17 protein-coding genes and 1 pseudogene are annotated in these 23,590 nt (G+C 70.5%); 12 read left to right on the top strand and 6 right to left on the bottom strand.

Annotated features, from left to right (window positions below):
* A pseudogene (locus ACK4LS_RS06980) lies at positions 1-178 on the bottom strand (vitamin B12 dependent-methionine synthase activation domain-containing protein); the annotation flags it as partial.
* Between the two features lie 114 nt (positions 179-292).
* On the bottom strand, positions 293-1,663 hold the full coding sequence (locus ACK4LS_RS06975; RefSeq protein WP_409715210.1) for an MFS transporter: 1,371 nt from the start codon (positions 1,661-1,663) through the stop codon (positions 293-295).
* Positions 1,664-1,791: 128 nt separating this feature from the next.
* Here ACK4LS_RS06975 and ACK4LS_RS06970 point away from each other — a divergent pair, with 128 nt between their 5' ends.
* The 5 genes from ACK4LS_RS06970 (at position 1,792) to ACK4LS_RS06950 (ending at position 8,012) form a co-directional block, all read left to right on the top strand.
* Positions 1,792-3,561 (top strand): DEAD/DEAH box helicase, encoded by a 1,770-nt coding sequence (locus ACK4LS_RS06970; protein WP_409715197.1) that lies wholly within the window; start codon positions 1,792-1,794, stop codon positions 3,559-3,561.
* Positions 3,562-3,919: 358 nt separating this feature from the next.
* Positions 3,920-5,794: a molecular chaperone DnaK gene (gene dnaK / locus ACK4LS_RS06965; RefSeq protein WP_409715194.1), complete on the top strand. Its 1,875-nt coding sequence runs from the start codon at positions 3,920-3,922 to the stop codon at positions 5,792-5,794.
* 11 nt (positions 5,795-5,805) lie between these two features.
* Complete coding sequence (locus tag ACK4LS_RS06960) at positions 5,806-6,423, top strand: nucleotide exchange factor GrpE (protein ID WP_409715191.1); 618 nt, start codon at positions 5,806-5,808, stop codon at positions 6,421-6,423.
* Between the two features lie 8 nt (positions 6,424-6,431).
* Positions 6,432-7,418, top strand: a complete 987-nt coding sequence (locus ACK4LS_RS06955) for a DnaJ C-terminal domain-containing protein (protein ID WP_409715188.1) — start codon at positions 6,432-6,434, stop codon at positions 7,416-7,418.
* Positions 7,419-7,574: 156 nt separating this feature from the next.
* Positions 7,575-8,012, top strand: coding sequence for a heat shock protein transcriptional repressor HspR (locus tag ACK4LS_RS06950; protein ID WP_409715185.1), 438 nt, complete (start codon positions 7,575-7,577; stop codon positions 8,010-8,012).
* Positions 8,013-8,053: 41 nt separating this feature from the next.
* Here the strand turns inward: ACK4LS_RS06950 and ACK4LS_RS06945 are convergent, their stop codons facing one another.
* The gene (locus tag ACK4LS_RS06945; protein ID WP_409715181.1) at positions 8,054-8,647 is read right to left on the bottom strand and encodes a hypothetical protein; all 594 of its coding nucleotides are present in this window, start codon (positions 8,645-8,647) and stop codon (positions 8,054-8,056) included.
* Positions 8,648-8,809: 162 nt separating this feature from the next.
* On the opposite strand from ACK4LS_RS06945, the gene ACK4LS_RS06940 reads away from it, so the two are divergent.
* The 4 genes from ACK4LS_RS06940 (at position 8,810) to ACK4LS_RS06925 (ending at position 15,571) form a co-directional block, all read left to right on the top strand.
* A complete protein-coding gene (locus ACK4LS_RS06940; RefSeq protein WP_409715178.1) occupies positions 8,810-10,537 on the top strand; it encodes an ABC transporter ATP-binding protein in 1,728 nt (575 codons plus the stop codon).
* A complete protein-coding gene (locus ACK4LS_RS06935) occupies positions 10,534-12,735 on the top strand; it encodes an ABC transporter ATP-binding protein (protein ID WP_409715175.1) in 2,202 nt (733 codons plus the stop codon). Before ACK4LS_RS06940 ends, ACK4LS_RS06935 begins: the two co-directional genes overlap by 4 nt.
* Before the next feature lie 249 nt (positions 12,736-12,984).
* The gene (locus ACK4LS_RS06930) at positions 12,985-14,241 is read left to right on the top strand and encodes a glycosyltransferase (RefSeq protein ID WP_409715172.1); all 1,257 of its coding nucleotides are present in this window, start codon (positions 12,985-12,987) and stop codon (positions 14,239-14,241) included.
* Between the two features lie 4 nt (positions 14,242-14,245).
* Complete coding sequence (locus ACK4LS_RS06925; protein ID WP_409715169.1) at positions 14,246-15,571, top strand: glycosyltransferase; 1,326 nt, start codon at positions 14,246-14,248, stop codon at positions 15,569-15,571.
* A gap of 61 nt (positions 15,572-15,632) precedes the next feature.
* Here the strand turns inward: ACK4LS_RS06925 and ACK4LS_RS06920 are convergent, their stop codons facing one another.
* On the bottom strand, positions 15,633-15,881 hold the full coding sequence (locus ACK4LS_RS06920) for a hypothetical protein (protein WP_409715166.1): 249 nt from the start codon (positions 15,879-15,881) through the stop codon (positions 15,633-15,635).
* Positions 15,882-15,967: 86 nt separating this feature from the next.
* On the opposite strand from ACK4LS_RS06920, the gene ACK4LS_RS06915 reads away from it, so the two are divergent.
* Both ACK4LS_RS06915 and ACK4LS_RS06910 read left to right on the top strand, forming a co-directional pair.
* The gene (locus ACK4LS_RS06915) at positions 15,968-16,981 is read left to right on the top strand and encodes a GlxA family transcriptional regulator (protein ID WP_409715206.1); all 1,014 of its coding nucleotides are present in this window, start codon (positions 15,968-15,970) and stop codon (positions 16,979-16,981) included.
* A gap of 246 nt (positions 16,982-17,227) precedes the next feature.
* Complete coding sequence (locus tag ACK4LS_RS06910; RefSeq protein WP_409715163.1) at positions 17,228-19,432, top strand: ATP-dependent Clp protease ATP-binding subunit; 2,205 nt, start codon at positions 17,228-17,230, stop codon at positions 19,430-19,432.
* A gap of 56 nt (positions 19,433-19,488) precedes the next feature.
* Here ACK4LS_RS06910 and ACK4LS_RS06905 read toward each other — a convergent pair whose 3' ends face one another.
* Complete coding sequence (locus tag ACK4LS_RS06905; protein ID WP_409715160.1) at positions 19,489-20,073, bottom strand: nitroreductase family protein; 585 nt, start codon at positions 20,071-20,073, stop codon at positions 19,489-19,491.
* A gap of 183 nt (positions 20,074-20,256) precedes the next feature.
* Entirely contained in the window at positions 20,257-21,618 is a 1,362-nt protein-coding gene (locus ACK4LS_RS06900; RefSeq protein ID WP_409715157.1) for a glucose-6-phosphate dehydrogenase, read from the bottom strand.
* A gap of 113 nt (positions 21,619-21,731) precedes the next feature.
* On the opposite strand from ACK4LS_RS06900, the gene ACK4LS_RS06895 reads away from it, so the two are divergent.
* Complete coding sequence (locus ACK4LS_RS06895) at positions 21,732-23,513, top strand: glycoside hydrolase family 15 protein (RefSeq protein WP_409715154.1); 1,782 nt, start codon at positions 21,732-21,734, stop codon at positions 23,511-23,513.
* The last annotated feature ends 77 nt before the right edge of the window (positions 23,514-23,590 follow it).

Genomic DNA, 23,590 nt, shown 5'->3' with positions numbered 1-23,590 from the left:
CGATGCCGTGGATCGACACCGCGAACCCGCCGATCCAGTCGCCCTGGCGGTCGATGAAGTCGGCAAGGCACATGTTCGCCCGCCCCTCACGCTTCTGGATCTGCTGGCGCAGCATCGGCAACCGCGCCCGAACGGTCGTACGCCCTTCATCCGTGAAGACCAGGATGTCGTCGCCGTCGCGTCGCGCCGGCCGGCCCGCCCCAGCCGGCCCGCCGCCCTCCGGCCGGCCCGCCTCCGGCCGGCCCGGCCCGCCCCGGCCAGCCCTCCCCGGGCGCGCCTTCCGACCGCCGCGTCAGCGGATGACGGCGGTCTTCGCCGAGACCGGCAGCATGAGCAGCAGCCCGGCGGCGAGTATCAGCACGATGCCCAGGATGCCGAGCCGCGTGTCGCCGGTGATGCCGACGAACAGCGCGAACAGGCCGGGGGCGAGGAACGACACCGCCCGCCCGGTGGTGGCGTAGAGGCCGAAGATCTCGCCCTCCCGGCCCTCCGGCGCCACGCGCGCGAGGAACGACCGGCTGGCCGACTGCACCGGGCCGACGAAGACCCCGAGTCCGAGGCCGGCGACCCAGAACAGCGGCACCGAGGTTCCGATGAACAGCACGACGCCACCGAGCACGATGAGGCCGATGAGCGAGACGACGATCACGCGCTTCGGGCCGAAGCGGTCGTCGAGGCGTCCGGCGAACATCGTGCTGATGCCGGCGACGACGTTCGCCGCGACCGCGAAGTACAGCACCTCGGTCGAGCTGAAGCCGAACACCTGGGCCGCGATGATCGCCCCGAACGTGAAGACGCCGGTGAGACCGTCGCGGAAGACCGCGCTGGCGACGAGGAACAGCAGCACCTGGCGGCTGTCGCGCCAGAGCGAGCGCAGCGTTCCCCACAGCACGGCGTACGAGCGGAAGAAGCCGACCCGCACCTGTCGGCGCTGGGCGGGGATCTCGGGCACGCGCACGAGCACCGGGATCGCGAACACGCCGTACCAGACCGCGGATGCCAAGACGGCGAGGCGGATGTTCAGGCCGCCGTCCTTCGACACGGCGAGTAGGCCGCCGGCATCCGGGTCGCCGAAGCTCTGGATGAAGAGCACGAGCAGCAGGAGCAGGAGCACGATGCCGCCGACGTACCCCATTCCCCAGCCGAAGCCCGAGACGCGGCCGATGTTCTCGCGCGTGGAGACCTGGGTGAGCATCGCGTAGTAGTTGACGCTCGCGAACTCGAAGAAGACGTTCCCCACCGCCAGCAGCGTCGCGCCCAGCACGAGGGAGGCGGGGGTGCCCTCGACGAACACCATCGCGGCCATCGCCAGCACGACGAGTCCGGTGTTGATGCCCAGCCACAGCTTGCGTCGGCCCGTGCCGTCGGAGCGCTGCCCCAGCACGGGGGCGACGAGCGCGACGACGATGCCGGCGATCATCAGCGCCACGCCCACGAGGCTCGCGTTCGCGGCGAGGGCGCGCACGAGGGCGGGGTCGTCGTCGTTCCCGTTCGCCGCCGCCACGATCGCCGGATCGACGAACAGCGTGCTGGCGAGGTAGGTGCTGAACACGAAGGTCGTGACGACGGCGTTGAACGCCGCGGAACCCCAGTCCCACAGCGCCCACGCGAGCACGGGACGGCGGGCGGGGAGGGAGGCGGAGGCGGGCCCCGGGGCAGTCATGTCGGTCACGCTAGGGTCCTTCGGTGAACGCCCGGTGAGGCCGGGAGGCACGCACGCCGACGTCGGCGCGCGGGTTCAGGCTAGACCCCGGGCCCGCACGGCGGCGTGCAGCGGACTACCGTAGGGGTATGGCATCCGAAAACCCCGCCCCCTCCGTCGAGGCGGACACCGCCCCCGAGCAGCTCACCTTTGCCGACCTGGGACTGGATGCCGCTGTGCTCAAGGCCCTGAAAGACGTCGGGTACGAGACCCCCTCGGCCATTCAGGCCGCCACCATCCCCGTGCTGCTGCAGGGCCGCGACGTCGTGGGTCTCGCGCAGACCGGAACCGGCAAGACCGCGGCCTTCGCCCTGCCGGTGCTCTCGCAGATGGAGACCGGCCACAAGAACCCGCAGGCCCTCGTGCTCGCGCCCACCCGCGAGCTCGCGCTGCAGGTGTGCGAGGCGTTCGAGAAGTACGCCGCGCACATCAAGGGCGTCTCCGTGCTCCCCGTCTACGGCGGTCAGGGTTACGGCCAGCAGCTGTCGGCGCTGCGCCGCGGCGTCGACATCGTCGTGGGCACGCCCGGCCGCATCATGGACCACCTCGACAAGGGCACGCTCGACCTCAGCGAGCTGAAGTACCTGGTGCTCGACGAGGCCGACGAGATGCTCAAGATGGGCTTCGCCGAAGACGTCGAGACGATCCTCGCCGACACCCCCTCGACCAAGCAGGTCGCGCTGTTCTCGGCGACCATGCCGGCGCAGATCCGACGCATCTCGGCGCAGTACCTGAACGACCCCGAAGAGATCACGGTCAAGACCAAGACCACGACCTCGACGAACATCACGCAGCGCTACCTGATCGTGTCGTACCAGCAGAAGATCGACGCCCTCACGCGCATCCTCGAGGTCGAGAACTTCGAGGGCATGATCGTCTTCACCCGCACGAAGAACGAGACCGAGACGGTCGCCGAGAAGCTGCGCGCCCGCGGCTACACCGCCGCCGCCATCAACGGCGACGTCGCGCAGGTGCAGCGCGAGCGCACGGTGAACCAGCTGAAGTCGGGCAAGCTCGACATCCTCGTCGCCACCGACGTCGCCGCCCGCGGCCTCGACGTGGATCGCATCAGCCACGTGGTCAACTACGACCTGCCCATCGACACCGAGTCGTACGTGCACCGCGTCGGTCGCACGGGCCGCGCCGGCCGCTCCGGCGACGCGATCAGCTTCGTCACCCCGCGCGAGCGCCGAATGCTCACCGCGATCGAGAAGGCCACGCGCCAGCCGCTCACCGAGATGTCGCTGCCGAGCGTCGACGACGTCAACGCCACGCGACTGACCCGCTTCGACGACGCCATCACCGCGGCCCTCGAAGACACCGCGGCCATCGCCACCTTCCGCGACGTCGTCGCCCACTACGTCGAGCACCACGACGTTCCCGAGGCCGACGTGGCCGCCGCTCTCGCGGTGGTCGCCCAGGGCGACACCCCGCTGCTGCTCGAGGCCGAGGCCTTCCGCCAGCAGCGCTTCGACACCGACCGTCCCGCGCGCGACGGCGGGTCTCGCGACGGTGGCGCCCGCGACGGCGGCTCGCGTGACGGCGGCCCGCGCCGCGACACCTCCGGCCGCTTCGCGACCTACCGCATCGCCGTCGGTCGCCGTCAGCGCGTCGAGCCCCGCCAGATCGTGGGTGCTCTCGCGAACGAGGGCGGCCTGCGTCGCAACGACTTCGGGGCGATCCAGATCCGCCAGGACTTCTCGCTCGTCGAACTCCCGGTCGACCTGTCGAGCGACACCATCGGACGCCTCGCCGACACCCGCATCTCGGGTCAGCTCATCGACCTGCGTCTCGACCAGGGCGGCCGCTCGGCGAAGCGCAGCGACCGGCCGCAGCGCCGCGACCGCGACCGCGACTGAGTCTCCGGCATCCGCTGACGCCCCCGCCGACCTCCGGGTCGCGGGGGCGTCGCGCGTGACGGGCCGGCGGATTCGGGTGGTTCCCGGATGCCGTGGTGCCGGGGTCCCCGAACGGGGCGGGGTGCGTGCGCCGGGGCGTTCGCCGGTCGCCCCGGTGCACGCACGGCGCGCCGGTGAGGCCGCGGGGCGGAGCGGGCCGCATCCGCGGCATCCGGAAGTTGAGCCAATTCATATCAAGTCTCCTTGACGCCCCGGAGGGCCTGCGCTAGCCTTGAGTCATCGCGGCTCAACCCGCGCAGAGACTTTCACCAGAACCCCGAGTGCGGCATCGGCCGTGCTCACAAGCAAGGAGACACATATGCCCCGTGCAGTGGGAATCGACCTCGGTACGACCAACTCCGTCGTGAGCGTGCTCGAGGGTGGCGAGCCCAAGGTCATCGCCAACGCCGAGGGTTTCCGCACGACCCCCTCGGTCGTCGCCTACACGAAGGACGGCGAGGTGCTCGTCGGCGAGACCGCCAAGCGCCAGGCCGTCACCAACGTCGACCGCACGATCTCCAGCGTCAAGCGCCACATGGGCACGACCTGGTCGTTCGACGTCGACGGCAAGAAGTGGACGCCGCAGGAGATCTCGGCCCGCATCCTGCAGAAGCTCAAGCGCGACGCCGAGGAGTACCTGGGCGACAGCGTGACGGATGCCGTCATCACGGTGCCCGCGTACTTCAACGACGCCGAGCGTCAGGCCACCAAGGAGGCCGGTGAGATCGCGGGCCTCAACGTGCTGCGCATCATCAACGAGCCCACCGCCGCGGCCCTCGCCTACGGTCTCGACAAGGGTAAGGAAGACGAGCTCATCCTGGTCTTCGACCTCGGTGGCGGAACGTTCGACGTCTCGCTGCTCGAGGTGGGCAAGGACGACGACTTCTCGACCATCCAGGTGCGCGCCACCTCCGGTGACAACCGCCTCGGTGGAGACGACTGGGACCAGCGCGTCGTCGACTACCTCATCAAGCAGTTCAAGGACACCACCGGTGTCGACGTCTCGGGCGACAAGATCGCCCTGCAGCGTCTGAAGGAAGCGGCCGAGCAGGCCAAGAAGGAGCTGTCGAGCTCGACCTCGACCTCCATCAACCTGCCCTACCTGTCGCTCACCGACTCGGGTCCCGTCTCGCTGAGCGAGACCCTCACGCGCGCCAAGTTCGAGGACCTCACCAAGGACCTCCTCGACCGCACCCGCAAGCCGTTCTCCGACGTCATCCGCGAAGCCGGTGTCAAGGTCGACGACATCGCCCACGTGGTGCTCGTCGGCGGCTCGACCCGCATGCCCGCGGTCGCCGAGCTCGTCAAGAAGGAGACCGGTAAGGACGCCAACAAGGGCGTGAACCCCGACGAGGTCGTGGCCGTGGGCGCAGCCCTGCAGGCCGGTGTCCTCAAGGGCGAGCGCAAAGACGTCCTCCTCATCGACGTCACCCCCCTGAGCCTCGGTATCGAGACCAAGGGCGGCATCATGACCAAGCTCATCGAGCGCAACACCGCCATCCCCACCAAGCGCAGCGAGACCTTCACCACCGCCGACGACAACCAGCCGTCGGTCGCGATCCAGGTCTTCCAGGGCGAGCGCGAGTTCACCCGCGACAACAAGCCCCTCGGCACCTTCGAGCTCACCGGCATCGCCCCGGCTCCCCGTGGCATCCCGCAGGTGGAGGTCACCTTCGACATCGACGCGAACGGCATCGTCCACGTGTCGGCGAAGGACAAGGGCACCGGCAAGGAGCAGTCGATGACCATCACGGGCGGTTCGTCGCTGCCCAAGGAAGACATCGAGCGCATGGTGCGCGAGGCCGAGGAGAACGCGGCCGACGACAAGAAGCGTCGCGAGTCCGCCGAGACCCGCAACCAGGCCGAGACCCTGTCGTACTCGATCGACAAGTTGATCAAAGAGAACGACGACAAGCTGCCCGCCGAGGTCAAGACCGAGGTCCAGGCCGATGTCGACGCGCTCAAGACGGCTCTCGCCGGCGACGACGACGACGCGGTCAAGACCGCGTTCGACAAGCTCAACGCCAGCCAGGGCAAGCTCGGCGAGGCCATCTACGCCTCCTCGCAGGCCGCCGGTGAGCAGGCCGACCCCAACGTGGGCCAGCCGGGCAACGGTGAGACGCCCAACCCCGAGGAAGACGTCATCGACGCCGAGGTCGTCGACGACGAGCCGACCGACGAGACCAAGAAGTAAGCGACAGACACATGGCACACAAGGACGACGAACAGCCCACGGGCTCGGGCGCCGGTCCTGACGAGACGGGGCCGGAGGAGAACACCTCCGGCCCCGCGCCGTCGGGCGAGCGGTCCGAGGAGCAGGACGCGGATGCCGAGGGCCTGACCATCGACGACATCCTCGGCGCCGAGCAGACGCCCGAGGCGGCGGCAGAGGGTGCGGGTTCCGACAAGGAGGCCTCGCTGCTGATCGACCTCAAGCGCCTGCAGGCGGAGTACGCCAACTACCGCCGGCGCACCGAGGAGCAGCGCGAGCGCGAGATCGAGCGCGCGAAGGGCGAGGCCGTGAAGGGGCTGCTGCCCGTCATGGACGACCTCGACCGCGCAGCCAAGCACGGCGACCTCGTCGAGGGCAGCCCCCTTTCCGCGATCGGCGACAAGGTGCGCGCGGTGGCGGAACGCCTCGGCGTGGTGTCGTACGGAGCCGTCGGCGACGCGTTCGACCCGCAGCAGCACGAGGCGATCTTCCAGGCGCCGACTCCGGGCGTGACCGAGACGACGATCCTCGAGGTCGTCGAGGTCGGCTACCGCCTCGGCTCGGTCGAGCTGCGACCGGCGAAGGTCGTCGTGGCCGTGCCGGCCGAATAGGAGGACACATGGCGAGTCAGGACTGGTTCGACAAGGACTTCTACAAGGTCCTCGGTGTCGACAAGAGCGTCAGCGCTGCCGATCTGAAGAAGACGTACCGCAAGCTTGCGCGCCAGTACCACCCCGACTCGAACCCGGGAGATGCGAAAGCGGAGGCCACGTTCAAGGAGATCAGCGAGGCCTACTCGGTGCTCAACGACCCCGAGCAGCGCGAGGAGTACGACCAGATCCGGGCCATGGGCTCGGGGGCGCGCTTCTCGGCTCCGGGGACGGGGGGCGGCGGTGGGTTCGACGACGTCTTCAGCCGCTTCGGACAGGGGCGCGGCGCCGGGCAGCCGACCGCCGGCTTCGACGACTTCTTCTCGATGTTCGACCAACAGGGCGGCGGCTTCGGCTCCGGCCGGTTCGGTCAGACGACGGGTGGATATCGCGGTTTCGGCGGCCCCCAGCGCGGGTCCGACGTCACGGCGCGCACGACGATCGACTTCGTCACGGCAGCCAGGGGCGAGACCATCACCCTTCAGGGCGAGGACAACGTCCCGTTCAAGGTGAAGATCCCGGCCGGTGTCTCCGACGGGCAGAAGATCCGTCTGCGCGGCCGGGGACGCAAGTCGCCCGACGGCGGCGAGAGCGGCGACATCGTCGTGACCGTGGCGGTGCGCCCGCATCCCGTCTTCTCGCGCGACGGCCTCAATCTGCGGATCACCGTTCCGGTGACCTTCACCGAGGCGGCACTCGGCGCCACGATCGAGGTCCCCACCCTCGGCGGCGACACCGTGCGCCTGCGCGTCGCCCCCGGCACCCCGTCGGGGCGCGTGCTGCGCGTCAAGGGGCGCGGCATCGAGACCGCGAAGGGCACCGGCGATCTGCTCGCCGAGGTGCAGGTCGCCGTGCCGACGCACCTCGACGACGCCGCCCGCGAGGCCCTCGAGCGCTTCCAAGCGCTCGAGCCGAAGGAGAACCCCCGCGCCGACCTCATGGCGAAGGCGCGATGACCGCCCGCTGAGGTCACCACCGCGATCACGCCCGCCGCGCTGCCGCCGCAGCGACGACACTGACACGATGGACTGAGCGCGTCGCCGCGGTTCTAGGCAAACGGTACGAGAGGATGCCGCGAACCCGGCCCGCGAGGAGCGACGAGAGGAGAAGACGTGTCGCACAGAGAGATCGACGAGGACGCCCCGATCTTCGCCATCGCCGCCGCCGCCGAGCTGTCGAACATGCACCCGCAGACGCTCCGTCAGTACGACCGCCTCGGGCTCGTCGTGCCCGCGCGCACGCAGGGCGGCTCGCGTCGTTACTCGAGCCGGCACGTGCAGCAGCTGCGAGAGGTCGCGCGCCTGTCCGGCGAGGGGATGAGCCTGCCCGCGATCGCGCGTCTGCTCACGCTCGAGCAGCAGGTGCACGACCTCGCCCGCCGCGTGAACGACCTCGAGCGGCAGCTCACCGTCGAGCGGCAGTCGCGCCCGGGCGCCCGCGTGTTCGCGGCCGGCGCCACCGGCTCGGTCGTGACGCTTCGCCACGGTGCGCGCGTGCGCCGCGCGACCGACATCGTGCTCTGGCGCCCCCGTGACGTGCACGACGACTGACTTCCTCCTCCGGATGCCCAGGCCCTGAGCACCTGAACGTGTCAGGCGGGGTCGAGGCGCAGCACCGTCGGCGATTCGCCGACCTGCAGGTCGTCCACCACGCGGATCGTTCGCGCCACGTCATCCACCCGGCCGATGACCGTGCCGAAGCGCCGCCGATCGGAGCACACCGCGGTGACGGTCACGAAGTGCGAACCGGTGTCCCACGTGTAGGTGGCGAACGGCGGCGTCTTCGGGTCGCTGGGCAGGGGCATCGCGAGCTTCTCGCCGACGCCCAGGTGCGGATTGCGGAACGATTCGGTGTCGTCGTACTCCATCGGCATCATCGCCCGGGCGGCGCGCAGCTGCGCGGTGGCCTCCTGCAGCTGCGCCATCACCACGAGCAGCTCGGGGTCGCCCTTCCACACCCACACCAGCACGCGCCCGGCCGCCCGCCGCATCAGCAGCGGCGCCGCCTGGCTGAGGACCCAGGCGAACGCCCCACCACCCGGGCGCGGGGCCGCGCCCGTTGCCTGGTTGGCCTGACTCAGCAGCATGCCGATGGCGGCTTTGCGATGGCGGCGGCCGCGGAATCCGAGGGAGCCGGTCACCGGCACCCAGAGGTCGGCGGGGGCGTCGGCCTGCAGTCGGGACATGCCCCACAGCCTACGATCCGGGTCTGGGAGAGGGATGCCGGAAACCCGCGTTCGCGAAGAGAGAACGCTCCCAGAGCTTCCGGGCTCGCCGATGTCGGAGGTCGGTGCCAGGCTGTGTTCAGCGGTCAGTCCGACCGCGACGAGCCTGTCCCGGAGGTCCCCGTGCTCGGCAAGATCCTCATCAGATACCTCTCCCGGTATCGCTGGCTGCTCCTCGCGCTCCTGGTGTTCCAATTCGCGGCGGCGATGGCGTCGCTGTACCTGCCGCGCTTGAACGCCGACATCATCGATCAGGGCGTCGCTCGGGGCGACACCGCGTTCATCTGGTCCCAGGGCTCGCTCATGCTCATGATCTCGCTCGGCCAGATCACGGCATCCGTCATCGCCACGTATTTCGCGGCGCGTGCGGCGATGGCGGCCGGGCGCGACATCCGTCTCGACGTCTTCGAGAAGGTCAGCGGGTTCTCCGAGCGCGAGCTGTCGCAATTCGGCGCGGGCTCGCTCATCACCCGGAACACCAACGACGTGCAGCAGGTGCAGATGCTGGCGATGATGGGCGCCACCATGCTGGTGAGCGCTCCGCTGCTCGCGATCGGCGGCATCTTCATGGCTCTGCAGCAAGACGTCGGCCTCAGCTGGCTGATCGCCGTCGCGGTGCCGGTGCTCCTCATCGCCGCGGGGCTGATCATCGCCCGCATGGTGCCCTTGTTCCGCAGTTACCAGTCCAAGCTCGACGCCGTGAACCGCATCATGCGCGAGCAGCTCACCGGCGTCCGCGTCGTCCGCGCGTTCGTGCGCGAGCGCATCGAGGAAGAGCGCTTCCGCGGCGCCAACACCGACATCCTCGAGGTCGGCCGCCGGGTCGGCTCCCTCTTCGTGCTGCTCTTCCCCCTCGCCATGCTCGTCCTGAACGTCACCGTGGTCGGGGTCATCTGGTTCGGCGGCATCCAGGTCGACGCCGGCGGTGTGCAGATCGGCACCCTCTTCGCGTTCATGCAGTACGTCGCGCAGATCCTCATGGGCGTGCTCATGGCGAGCTTCATGACCGTGATGATCCCGCGCGCCGCCGTCTCGGCCGAGCGCATCGGCGAGGTGCTCGACAGCCACTCGACCCTCGAGCGGCCGGCGAGCCCCGTCCGCACGTTCCCCACGCCCGGTGCCGTCGAGTTCGACGACGTCGCGTTCGCCTACCCGGGTGCCGAGGCGCCCGTCGTGTCGGGGATCAGCTTCACCGCGCGGCCCGGCGAGACCGTCGCCATCGTCGGTTCGACCGGCGCGGGCAAGACGACCCTCGTCTCGCTCATCCCGCGCCTGTTCGACGCCACCGTGGGAGCCGTGCGCGTGGGCGGTGTCGACGTGCGAGACGCCGACCTCGACGTGCTGTGGAAGAGCATCGGTCTCGTGCCGCAGCGGCCGTTCCTGTTCAGCGGCACGGTGGCCTCGAATCTGCGGTTCGGGCGCGAAGACGCCACCGACGACGAACTCTGGCACGCGCTCGAGATCGCGCAGGGCCGCGACTTCGTCGAGGCGATGGAGGGGCGCCTCGAGGGGCGCATCGCCCAGGGCGGCACGAACGTCTCGGGAGGTCAGCGCCAACGTCTCGCGATCGCGCGCGCGATCGTGCACCGTCCGGCGGTCCTCGTGTTCGACGACTCGTTCTCGGCCCTCGACCTCAGCACCGACGCGAGGCTCCGTCAGGCGCTGTGGGGAGAGCTCCCCGAGGTCACCAAGATCGTCGTCGCCCAGCGCGTGTCCACCATCACGGGGGCCGACCGCATCGTCGTGCTCGAAGACGGCCGCATGGCCGGTGTCGGCACCCACGACGAACTGCTGCAGACGAGCCCCACCTACCGCGAGATCGTCGAGTCGCAGCTGGGGGTGGAGGCATGAGCACCACCGACGCACTCACCGAGGAAGACCGCGCCGAACTCGAGCTGGCCGAGCAGGCACGGCTCAACTCCGGCGATTGGGACAGCGTCGCGCCCGGCAAGGCGTCCGACTTCGGCTCGAGCTTCCGCCGTCTCATCGGCCTGCTCCGCCCCTACGCCTGGTCGTTCGGTCTCGTCTCGCTCGCCGGCGCCCTGGGCGTCGTGCTCGCGGTACTCGCGCCCCGCGTGCTCGGCGATGCGACCAACATCATCTTCGAGGGCGTCGTCTCGCGCGGTCTCGCCGAGCAGTTCCCCACCGGCACCTCGCAGGCCGAGGTCGTGGAGGCGCTGCGTGCGGCGGGCCAGGGCGACGTCGCGAACATCGTCGGTGCGATGGACAACTTCTCCGTCGGGGCCGGTGTCGACTTCGACGCCCTGCGGATGGTCGTGATCGCGGTGCTGGCGATCTACGTCGGGTCGTCGGTGCTGTCGTGGGTGCAGGGCTACGTCATCAACGTGATCATGGTGCGCACCATGTGGCGACTGCGCGAAGACGTCGAGGCCAAGGTCAACCGCCTGCCGCTGTCGTACTTCGACCGCGTGCAGCGCGGTGAGCTCATCTCGCGCGTCACCAATGACATCGACAACATCACGCAGACGATGCAGCAGTCGCTCTCCAGCGCGCTCACCTCGGTGCTGACCGTGGTGGGCGTGCTGATCATGATGTTCACCATCTCGTGGCAGCTCGCGCTCGTCGCCCTGATCTCCCTGCCGCTCATGGCCGTGATCTTCGGCGTCATCGGCCCCAAGTCGCAGAAGGCGTTCGGTGAGCAGTGGAAGAAGGTCGGACGCCTCAACGCGCGGGTCGAGGAGTCCTTCTCCGGTCATGCGCTCGTCAAGGTCTACGGCCGTGAGAAAGACGCGCGAGAGAAGTTCGAGGTCGAGAACGAGGAGCTCTACCAGGCGAGCTTCAAGGCCCAGTTCCTCTCCGGCATGATCATGCCCGGGATGATGTTCGTCGGGAATCTCACCTACGTCGGCATCGCGGTGCTCGGCGGTCTCATGGTCGCCGGCGGTCAGATCCGGCTGGGCGACGTGCAGGCCTTCATCCAGTACTCGCAGCAGTTCACCCAGCCGCTCTCGCAGCTCGGTGGCATGGCCGCCGTCGTGCAATCCGGCACCGCCTCGGCCGAACGCGTCTTCGCCCTGCTCGACGCCGAGGAGCAGGATCCGGATGCCGACGACGCCCCGGCCCACGTCGACGGACGCGGCGTCATCGAGTTCGAGAACGTCCGTTTCGCCTACACGCCCGACCGACCGCTCATCACCGATCTGTCGTTCCGCGTGGAACCCGGGCAGACGGTGGCCATCGTGGGACCCACCGGCGCCGGCAAGACGACGCTCGTGAACCTCATCATGCGGTTCTACGAGCTCGACGGCGGGCGCATCCTGCTCGACGGGCAGGACATCGCCGAGCTGCGCCGCGACGACGTGCGTTCACGCACGGGCATGGTGCTGCAGGACCCGTGGTTGTTCGCCGGATCGATCCGCGACAACATCCGCTACGGCCGGGAGACCGCCACCGACGACGAGATCGTGGAGGCAGCCGCCGCCACGCGCGTCGACCAGTTCGTCCACTCCCTGCCCGAGGGCTACGACACCGTGCTCGACGAAGACGCCGCGAACGTCTCCGCGGGTGAGAAGCAGCTGATCACGATCGCCCGCGCGTTCGTTGCCCGCCCGTCGGTGCTGATCCTCGACGAGGCCACGTCGTCGGTCGACACCCGTACGGAGCTGCTCCTGCAGCAGGCGATGGCGGCGCTGCGCGAGGGGCGTACGTCGTTCGTGATCGCGCACCGGCTCTCGACGATCCGCGACGCCGACCTGATCCTCGTGATGGAACACGGCGACATCGTCGAGAAGGGTACGCACGACGAACTCATCTCGGCCGAGGGCGCCTACTACCGCCTCTATCGATCGCAGTTCGAGCAGGCCGCCGCCGATCCCGACAGTGCGGCGTCGGAGTCCGGGACCGACGGCGAGCGGAACTCCGCGCAGGCCTCCGGCTCGCCGCAGGCCCCGGCCGGAGCCGACGCCGAGGTGGTCTCGGCCCTCGCGGTCGCGGCATCCGAGGTTCCGGCACCGGCGGGCACGGACGGACCCCCGCGCCCCGCGCAGGGCACTCCCCTCGTCGATCCGCGACTCGACGACCGCGGCTGAGGTGCCGAGCGCGTCTCGGTCCGAGAGGCTCCGGCGCGTGCGCGGCCCACACTCGGGTCCACACCGCATGCAGTTCCTCGGGGCGCGGCACCCGCGCCCCGAGCGGATCTCGCGCCCCCACCCACCCGGCTCATGACCCGCGCGTGCCTGTGGATGCTGCCCGGGTGCGTGAAATCCGCTCCGGTACAGTGGACGGGCGCATGAACCGCACCGTGCGAACCGCCCGCCGCACAGATAGGCCTCACCACAGTGACCACTCCTGCGACGCCCGCCGATCCCTCCGCGCCCGCCGCCGCGGCCGAGGCCCCGGCCGCCCGTCCCTTCTCCGACGCCGCCGACCGGCCGCTGAGGATCCTCATCGGCGCCGACACCTTCCTCCCGCACGTCAACGGCGCCGCCCGGTTCGCCGAGCGCCTGGCCGCCGGTCTCGTCGCGCGCGGCCACGATGTGCACGTCGCGGCCCCGAGCGTCGGTCGCCGTAGCGCCGGCACCGCGACCGAGACGATCGAGGGGCAGCCGATGCCGATGCACCGGCTTCCCGCCTACCGTTTCCTCCCCCACGACTGGCTCACGTTCGTGCTGCCGTGGCGGTCGAAGCACTACGCCCGGCTCCTGCTCGACGAGATCAAGCCCGACGTGGTGCACATCCAGTCGCACATCATCATCGGTCGCGGTCTCGCGCGCGAGGCCCGCAAGCGCGGGATCCCCGTCATCGCGACGAACCACGTCATGGCAGAGAACATCCTCGACTTCACGACGCTGCCCGACTTCCTCGACCGCATCTTCGTCAAGCTCGCCTGGGCCGACGCCGAGCGCACCTTCAAGATGACGCGCGCCGTCACCACGCCCACCCGCAAGGCGGCCGACTTCCTCGAGTCCACGATCGACGTCTCCGGCGTGATCCCGATCTCCTGTGGCATCGACCGCTCCAACTACCGCCCCGACCTGGCACCCCGAGACGCGAACCGCATCCTGTTCGTCGGGCGCCTCACCACCGAGAAGCACATCGACGTCGTGCTGAACGCGCTCGCCAAGCTCGACCCGGCCCTCGACGCCACGTTCGACATCGTGGGCGGCGGAGATCAACGGGCGAAGCTCGAGACCCTCGCGCAACAGCTCGGTGTCGCCGACCGGGTCACCTTCCACGGCCACGCCTCGGAAGACGACCTGCGCACGCTGTACTCACGCGCGAGCGTCTTCGCCATCGCCTCGATCGCCGAACTGCAGTCGATCGCGACGATGGAGGCCATGGCATCCGGTCTGCCCATCGTCGCAGCCGACGCCGTCGCGTTGCCGCACCTCGTGCACCACGGCGAGAACGGCTACCTCTTCACGCCGGGGAACGCCGACGAGGCCGCCGCGCGACTCACCGACGTGCTGACCGCCTCGCCCGACGACCGCAGACGGATGCAGGAGGCTTCGCTCGCCGCCGTCGCGGTGCACGACATCACCCGCACCCTCGACACCTTCGAGGCGCTGTACCGCGGACGCCCGCTGCCGGAATGAGCCCGTGCACGTCGTGATGTTCGCCGACCAGCACCTCGAGTCGCTGGGCGGTGCACAGGTGTCGATGCGCCTGCAGAAACGCTTCCTCGAGCGCGCGGGTCACATCGTCACCGTCGTCGCGCCGGGACTGCATAGGGACGCCCCCGGGAACGCCGGTTACCTCGACCTGCCGTCGATCGCGATCACCCCCGACCGCGAGTACGCACTCACCTGGCCCGGCGCCCGCACGGATCGCTTCCTCGATGCCCAGATGGGGGCGCGTCTGCCGGTCGACGTCGTGCACGTGCAGGCCGACTTCTGGGGCGCGTTCATCGGCCACCGCTACGCCGCGCGGCACGGCCTGCCGGTCGTGCACACGATGCACAACCGCGTCGACGTCGGGATCGAGGCGACGGCACCCTTCCCCGGCCTGGTGCTGCGCGCGCTGAACGCCTGGGCGCGGACCGCGCTCAAGCCCGCCGCCGCGGCATCCCGTTCCAGATCTCGGACGACCGCGCCGACCTCGGACCCGGGCGGCGATCTCCGTGCTTCGCGCGACGCTCCGAGCTCCGGCGCGACCGTCCCGTCGACGGGCGCGCCGCGTCCGCGCGAGCGGGATGCCGTCCGCCGCGCCGACGGCTGGGCGTACCTGCGTCGGCTCGCCGCGCTGTCGAGCGCGGTCACGGCCCCCTCCGGCCACTTCGCGCGTCGGCTCGAGCGGCACGGCGTCGCTCCCGCGGTCGACGTCATCTGGAACGGCATCGACGACGACGTTCTCGACGCCGCCCTCGTCGCCGGCCCTCTCGAACGCCGACCCGGTCGCCCGCGGTTCGTCTGGCTGGGGCGCATGAGCCCCGAGAAACGCCTCCTGCCGTTCCTCGAGGCTGTCGCGGCGTCGGGTATCGACGCCGAGGTCGAGATCATCGGTGGCGGCGGGCAGCTGCGCGCCGCGCGGCGTATCGTCGAGCGACGCACGCCCACCGCCACCGTCACGTTCGCCGGCCGACTGCCCTACGCCGAGACCCTGCGCCGTCTCGCCGATGCCGACGCCGTCGTGCAGACCTCGATCGGGTTCGAGACGCAGGGGATGACGGTGTTCGAGGCTGCGTCGCTCGGCACGCCCGCGGTCGTGAGCGATCCCGACATCGCGGCGGAGCTGGGCTCCGGAACGTGGACCGTCGCGGATGCCACGCTCGCGGCGCTCGCGGAGACCCTGCGTCGAGCCTCCGCCGACATCACCGCCGGCTCGCCGGTGACGCCGGATCCGAGCGTCGCCGAGCGCTTCCGCCAGTCGTCGCGCACGGCGGCGATGGTCGCGGTGTACGGGCGGGCGGTCGCGGCGGGCCGTTGAGCTCGAGCTGGGCGGGTCTCGGGGTCTTCCGTCCGCACAGCCGTCATCGCCGCCGCGCCGCTCAGTCGGTCCCGGCGATGCGAAGCGGGGCGGTGATCGGTGACGAGAGCGGCGCGGCGACGTGCACGCTCGGTCGGGCCGCTTCCGCCGAGGGCGCGGCGGTCACGGGGGACCGCGGTACGTCGGGCACGGCCGCGGTGACCCGTGCGGGGTCGGTGGGCACGCGACCGTAGCCGTCGGTGCGGACGAGCCACAGCGTCGCGACGACGCCGGCGAGGGTCAGGATGCCGAGAGCGATGAGGTAAGCCATGGCAGAAACGCTACGAGTGGAGGAAAAGGGCCGCGAGTGGCATGATGGACGTCACCCGTCAGATTCCTGCCACACCGGAGGTGCGCATGCGCTCGGTCGCCGTCGTCGTCCAATCGGGGTTCGCCCCGTTTGAATTCGGACTCGCGTGCGAGGCGTTCGGCCTCGACCGCAGTGACGACGGCATCCCGAACTTCGACTTCCGCATCGTCGCGCCCGACCCGGGAGTCGTGCCCTCGAACATCGGCTTCTCGATCAACGTCGAGCACGGCCTCAAGGCCGCGGACGACGTCGACATCCTCGTGTTGGCGCCCATTCCCCGCGAGCAGTGGGGCGCCGTCGACGAACGGGTGCTCGACGTGGTGCGCGCCGCGCACGCGCGTGGTGCGTGGCTGCTCAGCGTGTGCAGCGGATCGTTCGTGATCGCGGCATCCGGGGTGCTCGACGGGCAGCGGGCCACCACGCACTGGCGCTATGCCGACGTGATGGCGCGGATGTATCCCTCGATCGAGGTCGATCCCGACGTGCTGTACGTGCAGGCGGGCAACATCATCACGAGCGCCGGAACGGCCGCGGGCCTCGATGCCTGCTTGCACCTGCTGCGCCAGGAGCTGGGGTCGGAGCTGGCGAACCGCATCGCCCGCCGCATGGTCGTCGCTCCGCAGCGCGACGGCGGACAGGCGCAGTTCATCGCCTCGCCGATCCCCGTCGACACCTCTCTGTCACTCGCCCCGGTGACGGAGTGGATGCTGCAGAACCTGGATGCCGAGCTCTCGGTCGAACGGCTGGCCTCCCGCGCGCACATGTCGCCGCGCACCTTCGCCCGCCGGTTCAAGGCCGACCTCGGGGCGACCCCCGCCGCGTGGCTCGCGCGCCAGCGGCTGCTGCACGCGCAGCGGTTGCTCGAGGAGACGGACCTCGGCCTCGACCGCATCGCCGCCGAGTGCGGATTCGGTTCCGCGGCGGTGCTGCGGCAGAACTTCGCCCGCACGATGGGGCTCACCCCGACCGCGTACCGCGCGCGCTTCTCGTGTTCCGACGCCGTCGGGGCGGCGTCCGACAGCCCGTCCGTCTCGCCGGTCGCTCAGCCGGTGCCGGCCTGAGCGCCCGCGCCGCGGCGACCGGGTAGTGCGTCGAGATGACCCGCCCTCGCGGAGATGGCCCGCTTCTCGCGGTGGATCGCGGTCATCTCGCGCAGAGCGTGTCATCTCGCCGCGGTGCGGGCGAGGCGCGGCGCCGCCCGTGGTTCGACCCGGCGGCGGGCGTCGGCATCCATTGCCCCCGCGGGGCCGTCCTGGTAAACTTGAGTCAACGCAACTCAAGTTTGCGACCAGACTTCAGGAGACCGCATGAACGCCACGCAACAGCCGGGGCAGGAGGACGCCCGCAGCGCCCTCGAGCAATTCGGCATCAACCTCACCGATCGAGCCCGCCAGGGCAAGCTCGATCCCGTCATCGGACGCGACGGCGAGATCCGACGCGTCAGCCAGGTGCTCACGCGCCGCACGAAGAACAACCCCGTGCTCATCGGGGAGCCCGGCGTCGGCAAGACCGCCGTCGTCGAGGGTCTCGCCCAGCGCATCGTCGCGGGCGACGTCGCCGAGAGCCTCAAGAACAAGGAGCTCGTCTCGCTCGACATCTCCGCGCTCGTCGCCGGGGCGATGTACCGGGGCCAGTTCGAGGAACGCCTGAAGAGCGTGCTGAAGGAGATCACCGAGTCCGACGGCCGCATCATCACGTTCATCGACGAGCTGCACGTGCTCATGGGCGCGGGCGGCGGCGAGGGCTCGGTCGCGGCCTCCAACATGCTCAAGCCCATGCTCGCCCGCGGCGAGCTGCGCCTGATCGGGGCGACCACGCTCGATGAGTACCGCGAGTTCATCGAGAAGGATGCCGCTCTCGAGCGCCGCTTCCAGCAGGTGTACGTCGGCGAGCCCACGGTGGAGGACACGGTGGCGATCCTCCGTGGCCTGAAGGAACGCTACGAGGCGCACCACAAGGTCGCCATCGCGGATGCCGCCCTGGTCGCCGCCGCCGCGCTGTCCAACCGCTACATCCCCGCTCGTCAGCTGCCCGACAAGGCGATCGACCTCATCGACGAGGCGGCATCCCGCCTGCGCATGGAGATCGACTCGGCGCCGCTCGAGATCGACGAGCTGCGCCGTCACGTCGACCGCCTCAAGCTCGAAGAGCTCGCGCTGAAGAAGGAGAAGGACGCCGCGTCGAAGGAGCGCCTCGCGGCACTTCGTGAGACGCTCTCCGCCGAGCAGGCCAGGCTCGACGAGCTGCAGGCCCGGTGGGAACGCGAGCGCGCCTCGCTCAATCGCGTGGGCGACCTCAAGACGCGCCTCGACGCCGCCCGAGTGGATGCCGAGCGCGCCCAGCGCGAGGGCAACCTCGAGCGCGCGTCGCGACTGCTGTACGCCGAGATCCCGGCGCTCGAGCGCGAGTTGATGACCGCGGAGCGCGAGGAACCCGCGGGCGACCGCATGGTCAACGAGCAGGTAACCGACGAAGACATCGCGGCCGTCATCGCCGCGTGGACCGGCATCCCCGTCGGCCGGCTGCTCCAGGGCGAGACCGAGAAGCTGCTGCACCTCGAGCGCGAGCTCGGCAAGCGACTGATCGGCCAGCGGGATGCCGTCAAGGCGGTGTCGGACGCCGTCCGCCGCTCGCGCGCGGGCATCAGCGACCCGAACCGGCCGGTCGGCTCGTTCCTGTTCCTCGGCCCGACGGGTGTCGGCAAGACGGAGCTGGCGAAGTCGCTCGCCGACTTCCTCTTCGACGACGAGCACGCCATGGTGCGCATCGACATGTCGGAGTACGGCGAGAAGCACTCCGTCTCGCGCCTGGTCGGGGCTCCTCCGGGCTACATCGGCTACGAGCAGGGTGGGCAGCTCACCGAGGCCGTGCGCCGCCGTCCCTACAGTGTCGTGTTGCTCGACGAGGTCGAGAAGGCGCACCCCGAGGTGTTCGACGTGCTGCTGCAGGTGATGGACGACGGCCGCCTCACGGACGGCCAGGGACGCACGGTCGACTTCACCAACGTCATCCTGGTCCTCACCTCCAACCTCGGCTCGCCGATCCTCATCGACCCGACGCTGTCGACCGAGACCAAGCGGGAGCAGGTGCAGGCGCTCGTGCGCCAGGCCTTCAAGCCCGAGTTCGTGAACCGCCTCGACGACATCGTGATCTTCCAGGCACTGAGCCAGGACGACCTGGCCCAGATCGTCGAACTCGCGGTCGACGCGCTGCACAAGCGCCTTCGCGAGCGCCGGCTGAGCCTCGCGGTCACACCCGACGCGCGGTCGTGGCTCTCCGAGCGCGGCTACGACCCGGTGTACGGCGCGCGCCCGCTGCGCCGACTCATCCAGTCGGAGATCCAGAACCGCCTCGCCATGGCGATCCTCGCCGGTTCCGTGCGCGACGGAGACGTCGTCCGCGTCGACGTGGCCAGCGACGGCGAGTCGCTCATGCTGGTGAGCGACGGGCCGGCGGAACAGTCCGACGACGGCTCGGGCGACGACGTGATCGAGGCGGAGATCGTCGAGTAGCGGAAGCGACGAAGGGGGATGCCGCGGTGTGCGCGGCATCCCCCTTCATCTCTGCGTCACGCGTCGAGAAGCAGCGACTCCGCGATCGGGCGGCGCTCGCGCGGGGCACCCTCGCGGGCACGGACGGCCTCGTCGGCCGAGTCGAGGTCGCCGAAGGCGCCGACCGCGATGACGGTCACGGGCGTGAAGCGCGCGTCGAGGTCGAAGGCCGCGCGCAGCTCATCGGCCGAGAAGCCGCCCATCGTGTGGGTGGCGAGTCCGCGGGCGTGGGCCTCGACGGTGAAGAACGCGGCGGTCTGGCCGGCGTCGTAGGTGGCCCAGGGGCGGGGGTTGCCCTCGGCGTCGGTCGTCTCGGCGAGCACGACGAGCAGAGCGCCGGCGGCGGGAGCCCAGCCCTGGTTGAAGCCGACGAGCGCGTCGACGATGCGGGCATGAGCGTCGGTGCCGCGCCGGGCGAGCAGGAAGCGCCACGGCTGGCTGTTGTTGGCGGACGGCGACCAGCGGGCGGCCTCGAAGGCGGCGCGCAGTGCGTCTTCGTCGATGGGTGCGGTCGCGTCGAAGACGCGGGTGCTCCACCGCTCGGCGAGGACGTCGAGGATCGGGACATCGGTCTGAGCGGTGCGGACGAGAACATCGGACATGGGGTACTCCTCAGGGTGAGAACGAAGCAGGGCGCCGTTGACCCGCACGAGCAAACGTCATCAGAGCGCGCCATGTTCCCGTGTGACGCTGAACGTCGCCGATGAACACCGCCGGGGCGTCTCGCGAGTCCGCGCGCCCCGGATGCCCGGAGCCGGGCGCCGCGTGGATCGGAGGCGACCGGGTCAGTCGTTCCAGGACGCGGGTCCGGCGGTCCCCGCGGGGTACTCGTCGAGCGGCACGTCGTTCTCACGCCAGGCATCGATGACGGGCTGCACGATGCGCCAGCACTGCTCGGCCGCGTCGCCGCGGACGGCGAGCATGGCATCGCCGTCGAGGATGCCGGAGAGCACCTCGCCGTAGGCCTTGAGGGCGCCCTCGCCGAGGTGGGCGGAGAGGTTCACCCGCTCGAGGTCGAGGGGGTCGTCGGCACCGTTGATGTTGAGCCCGAGGCTGATCGTGTCGGGGCCGAGCGAGAACACCATCTCGGAGGGGGTGCTCTCACCGGCGAAGCCGACGGGGAGGTGCCGCACGGGCTTGAAGGCGACGGTGACGGCGGGGTCTCCCGTGCCGAGGGCCTTGCCCGAGCGCAGCAGGATCGGAACGCCCTGCCAGCGGGCGGTGCGCACCTCGACGGTCATCTCGGCGAGGGTCTCGGTCCCTCGCGAGGCGTCGACACCGGGCTCGTCGACGTACGGCGAGAAGTGGCGGTCGCCGACGTCGCCCGCGCTGTAGCGGGCGCGCCGCGAGTTGGCCACCGGGTCGTCGTCTTTCACGTGCGTCGCGCGCAGGACCGCCGAGGTCGCGTCGCGCAGGTCGAGCTGATCGAGCGAGGCCGGGGGCTCCATCGTGACGAAGGCCATGACCTGCAGCAGGTGGCTCTGGATCATGTCGACGAGGGCGCCCGCGGCGTCGTAGTAGCCCGCGCGACCCTCGAGGCCGAGAGCCTCGGGGAAGTCGATGCGGACCGAGGCGATGTCGTCGGCCGACCACACGCTCTCGATGATGCGGTTGGCGAAGCGCGTTCCGAGCAGGTTCAGCACCGTGGAGCGACCGAGGAAGTGGTCGATGCGGAACACCTGGTCTTCGGACACCAGCGTCGCGAGTTGCTGGTTGAGTCGGTGGGCGCTCGCCTCGTCGGTGCCGAAGGGCTTCTCGAGCGCGAGGATCGTGCCGTCGGGGATCGTGACGTCGCTGAGCGCGAGGCACGCTCTCTCGGTGACGGCCGGGGGCACCGCGAAGTACAGCGCGGGCCGGCCCTCGGCGTCGTCGAGGAGCTTCTGCAGGTCGTCGGCCGTGGTGATGTCGGCCCGCGAGTACGTGGTCTCCGACACCGCGGCGAAGGCGGCATCGGCATCCATCGTGTGGAAGGCCTTGCGCACCACCTCGCGCCAGTGCTCGTCGGTCCAGTCCTCCATGCCGGCGCCGTGCAGGCGCACCGACCGGCCGGGTTCGCGCGTGAGCAGCTGGCCGAGGGCCGGCAGAAGCAGTCGCGAGGTGAGGTCGCCTGAAGCGCCCAGGATGATCAGGGTGGTGTCCGCCGCCATGCGGCCACCGTATCCCTCCTCACCGACACGCGGACGGTGCTTGCCCCGGATGCAGGGATGCCACTAACGCGACGCACGGCTCCGATGGGGGTGCCACCTGTCACAATCCGAGGGTGACGACTCCGATCGAGGACTACGCCGTCCTCAGCAACTGCCGCTCCGCCGCCCTCGTCTCCTCGCAGGGCAGCGTCGACTGGCTGTGCCTTCCGCGCTACGACAGCGCATCGATGTTCGCCGCGCTCCTCGGCGACGAGTCGCACGGGGCGTGGTCGTTGCGCCCGGCCGACCCCGCGGCACGGGCGACCCGCCGCTACGACGGCGACACCTTCGTGCTCGTGACGCGGTGGGAGACGAGCACCGGGATCGCCGACGTCTACGACGCGATGCCCGTCGACGAGGGCGTCGAGGCGCTCATCCGCCGCGTGGTGGGGGTGTCGGGCGAGGTCGACTTCGTCAGCGAGGTGCGCCTGCGCTTCGACTACGCCCGTGCCGTGCCGTGGGTGCAGCAGGTGGGCCGGGACGACACCCACGCGATCCTCGCGGTCGCGGGACCGGATGCCGTGATCGTGCGCGGTCCGCGCCTGATCGCCGTCGACACCGCGCACCGGGGCCGCTGGACCACCGCACCCGGCGCGAGCGTCGATTCGGTGCTGTCGTGGGGGCCGTCGTGGCTCGAGCCCCCCGTGGCGGTCGACGTCGAGGCCGCCCTCGAGCGCACCCGGGAGTGGTGGGCCGCGTGGGCCGACCGCGTGCAGGCGGCCGGCTCGCACGCTGCGCTCGTCACGCGCTCGCTCATGGTGCTGCGCGCCCTCACGCACTCCGAGACGGGCGGCATCGTGGCTGCGGCCACCACCTCGCTCCCCGAGTCGTTCGGCGGGTCGCGCAACTGGGACTACCGCTACGTCTGGCTGCGCGACGCCGCTCTGACCCTCAGCGCCTACATCGACCACGGCTACCTGGATGCCGCGCACCGCTGGCGCAACTGGCTCCTGCGGGCGATCGCGGGCGATCCGGCCGACGTGCAGATCATGTACGGCATCGCGGGCGAGCGCGACCTTCCCGAGCGCGAGATCCGGAGTCTGCCGGGCTACGGCGGCGCGGCGCCCGTGCGCATCGGCAACGGCGCCGTGGACCAGTACCAGGCCGACGTCATCGGCGAGGTCATGGTGGCCCTCGAGGCCGCGCGCGACGCGGGCGTGGAGGAGACGAAGTTCTCCTGGGCGTTGCAGCGGGCCCTGCTCGATCAGCTCGCGCAGGAGGTCGACCGTCCCGATCTCGGCATCTGGGAGATGCGCGGCGACCCCCACTTCTTCACGCACTCGCGCGCGATGGTGTGGGCTGCGTTCGACCGCGGCATCCGGGCCGTCGAGGAGGGCGGCCACGACGGGGAGGTCGACACCTGGCGGTCGCTGCGCGATCGCGTGCGCGCCGACATCGATGCGCGAGGCGTGCACGAGGGCGGGTGGTTCACGCAGCACTTCGACACCGATGAGGTCGACGCCTCCCTGCTGGTGCTGCCGCAGGTGGGCTTCTGCGCCTACGACGACCCGCGCATGCTCGCCACCGTCGCCCGTATGGAGCAGACGCTCATGCCCGACGGGTGGCTGCTGCGCTACCGCACCACCGGGGTCGACGGACTGACCGGCGACGAGCACCCCTTCCTCGCGTGCTCGTTCTGGCTCGTGGGCCAGTACGCCCACAGCGGCCGGCGAGACGAGGCCGTCGCCCTGATGCAGCGGCTGACCGCGGTCGCCAACGACCTGGGACTGCTGTCGGAGGAGTACGACCCCACGACGGGGCGACAGGCCGGCAACACCCCGCAGGCGCTTTCGCACCTCGCTCTCGTGGGGGCCGCCGACGCCCTCGATGCGACCGCTGCGTCCGCGGAAGCCTGACGCCGCCCCGCCCGGCGCCCCACCGGCGCGCGGGGCCGCTCAGCTCCGGGCCCGCACCGGCTCGCACGGTCGTAGAG

The sequence above is a fragment of the Microbacterium sp. genome (genome assembly GCF_046295495.1).
Classification (GTDB): Bacteria; Actinomycetota; Actinomycetes; order Actinomycetales; family Microbacteriaceae; genus Microbacterium.
Note: the sequence above shows the minus strand (reverse complement) of the source record. Positions and strands in the feature narration are given on the sequence as shown.

Coding starts and splice junctions, on each gene's coding strand:
- ACK4LS_RS06975 (WP_409715210.1), bottom strand. CDS start 1,663: ATGACTGCCCCGGGGCCCGCCTCCGCCTCCCTCCCCGCCCGCCGTCCC.
- ACK4LS_RS06970 (WP_409715197.1), top strand. CDS start 1,792: ATGGCATCCGAAAACCCCGCCCCCTCCGTCGAGGCGGACACCGCCCCC.
- dnaK (WP_409715194.1), top strand. CDS start 3,920: ATGCCCCGTGCAGTGGGAATCGACCTCGGTACGACCAACTCCGTCGTG.
- ACK4LS_RS06960 (WP_409715191.1), top strand. CDS start 5,806: ATGGCACACAAGGACGACGAACAGCCCACGGGCTCGGGCGCCGGTCCT.
- ACK4LS_RS06955 (WP_409715188.1), top strand. CDS start 6,432: ATGGCGAGTCAGGACTGGTTCGACAAGGACTTCTACAAGGTCCTCGGT.
- ACK4LS_RS06945 (WP_409715181.1), bottom strand. CDS start 8,647: ATGTCCCGACTGCAGGCCGACGCCCCCGCCGACCTCTGGGTGCCGGTG.
- ACK4LS_RS06935 (WP_409715175.1), top strand. CDS start 10,534: ATGAGCACCACCGACGCACTCACCGAGGAAGACCGCGCCGAACTCGAG.
- ACK4LS_RS06920 (WP_409715166.1), bottom strand. CDS start 15,881: ATGGCTTACCTCATCGCTCTCGGCATCCTGACCCTCGCCGGCGTCGTC.
- ACK4LS_RS06915 (WP_409715206.1), top strand. CDS start 15,968: ATGCGCTCGGTCGCCGTCGTCGTCCAATCGGGGTTCGCCCCGTTTGAA.
- ACK4LS_RS06910 (WP_409715163.1), top strand. CDS start 17,228: ATGAACGCCACGCAACAGCCGGGGCAGGAGGACGCCCGCAGCGCCCTC.
- ACK4LS_RS06905 (WP_409715160.1), bottom strand. CDS start 20,073: ATGTCCGATGTTCTCGTCCGCACCGCTCAGACCGATGTCCCGATCCTC.
- ACK4LS_RS06900 (WP_409715157.1), bottom strand. CDS start 21,618: ATGGCGGCGGACACCACCCTGATCATCCTGGGCGCTTCAGGCGACCTC.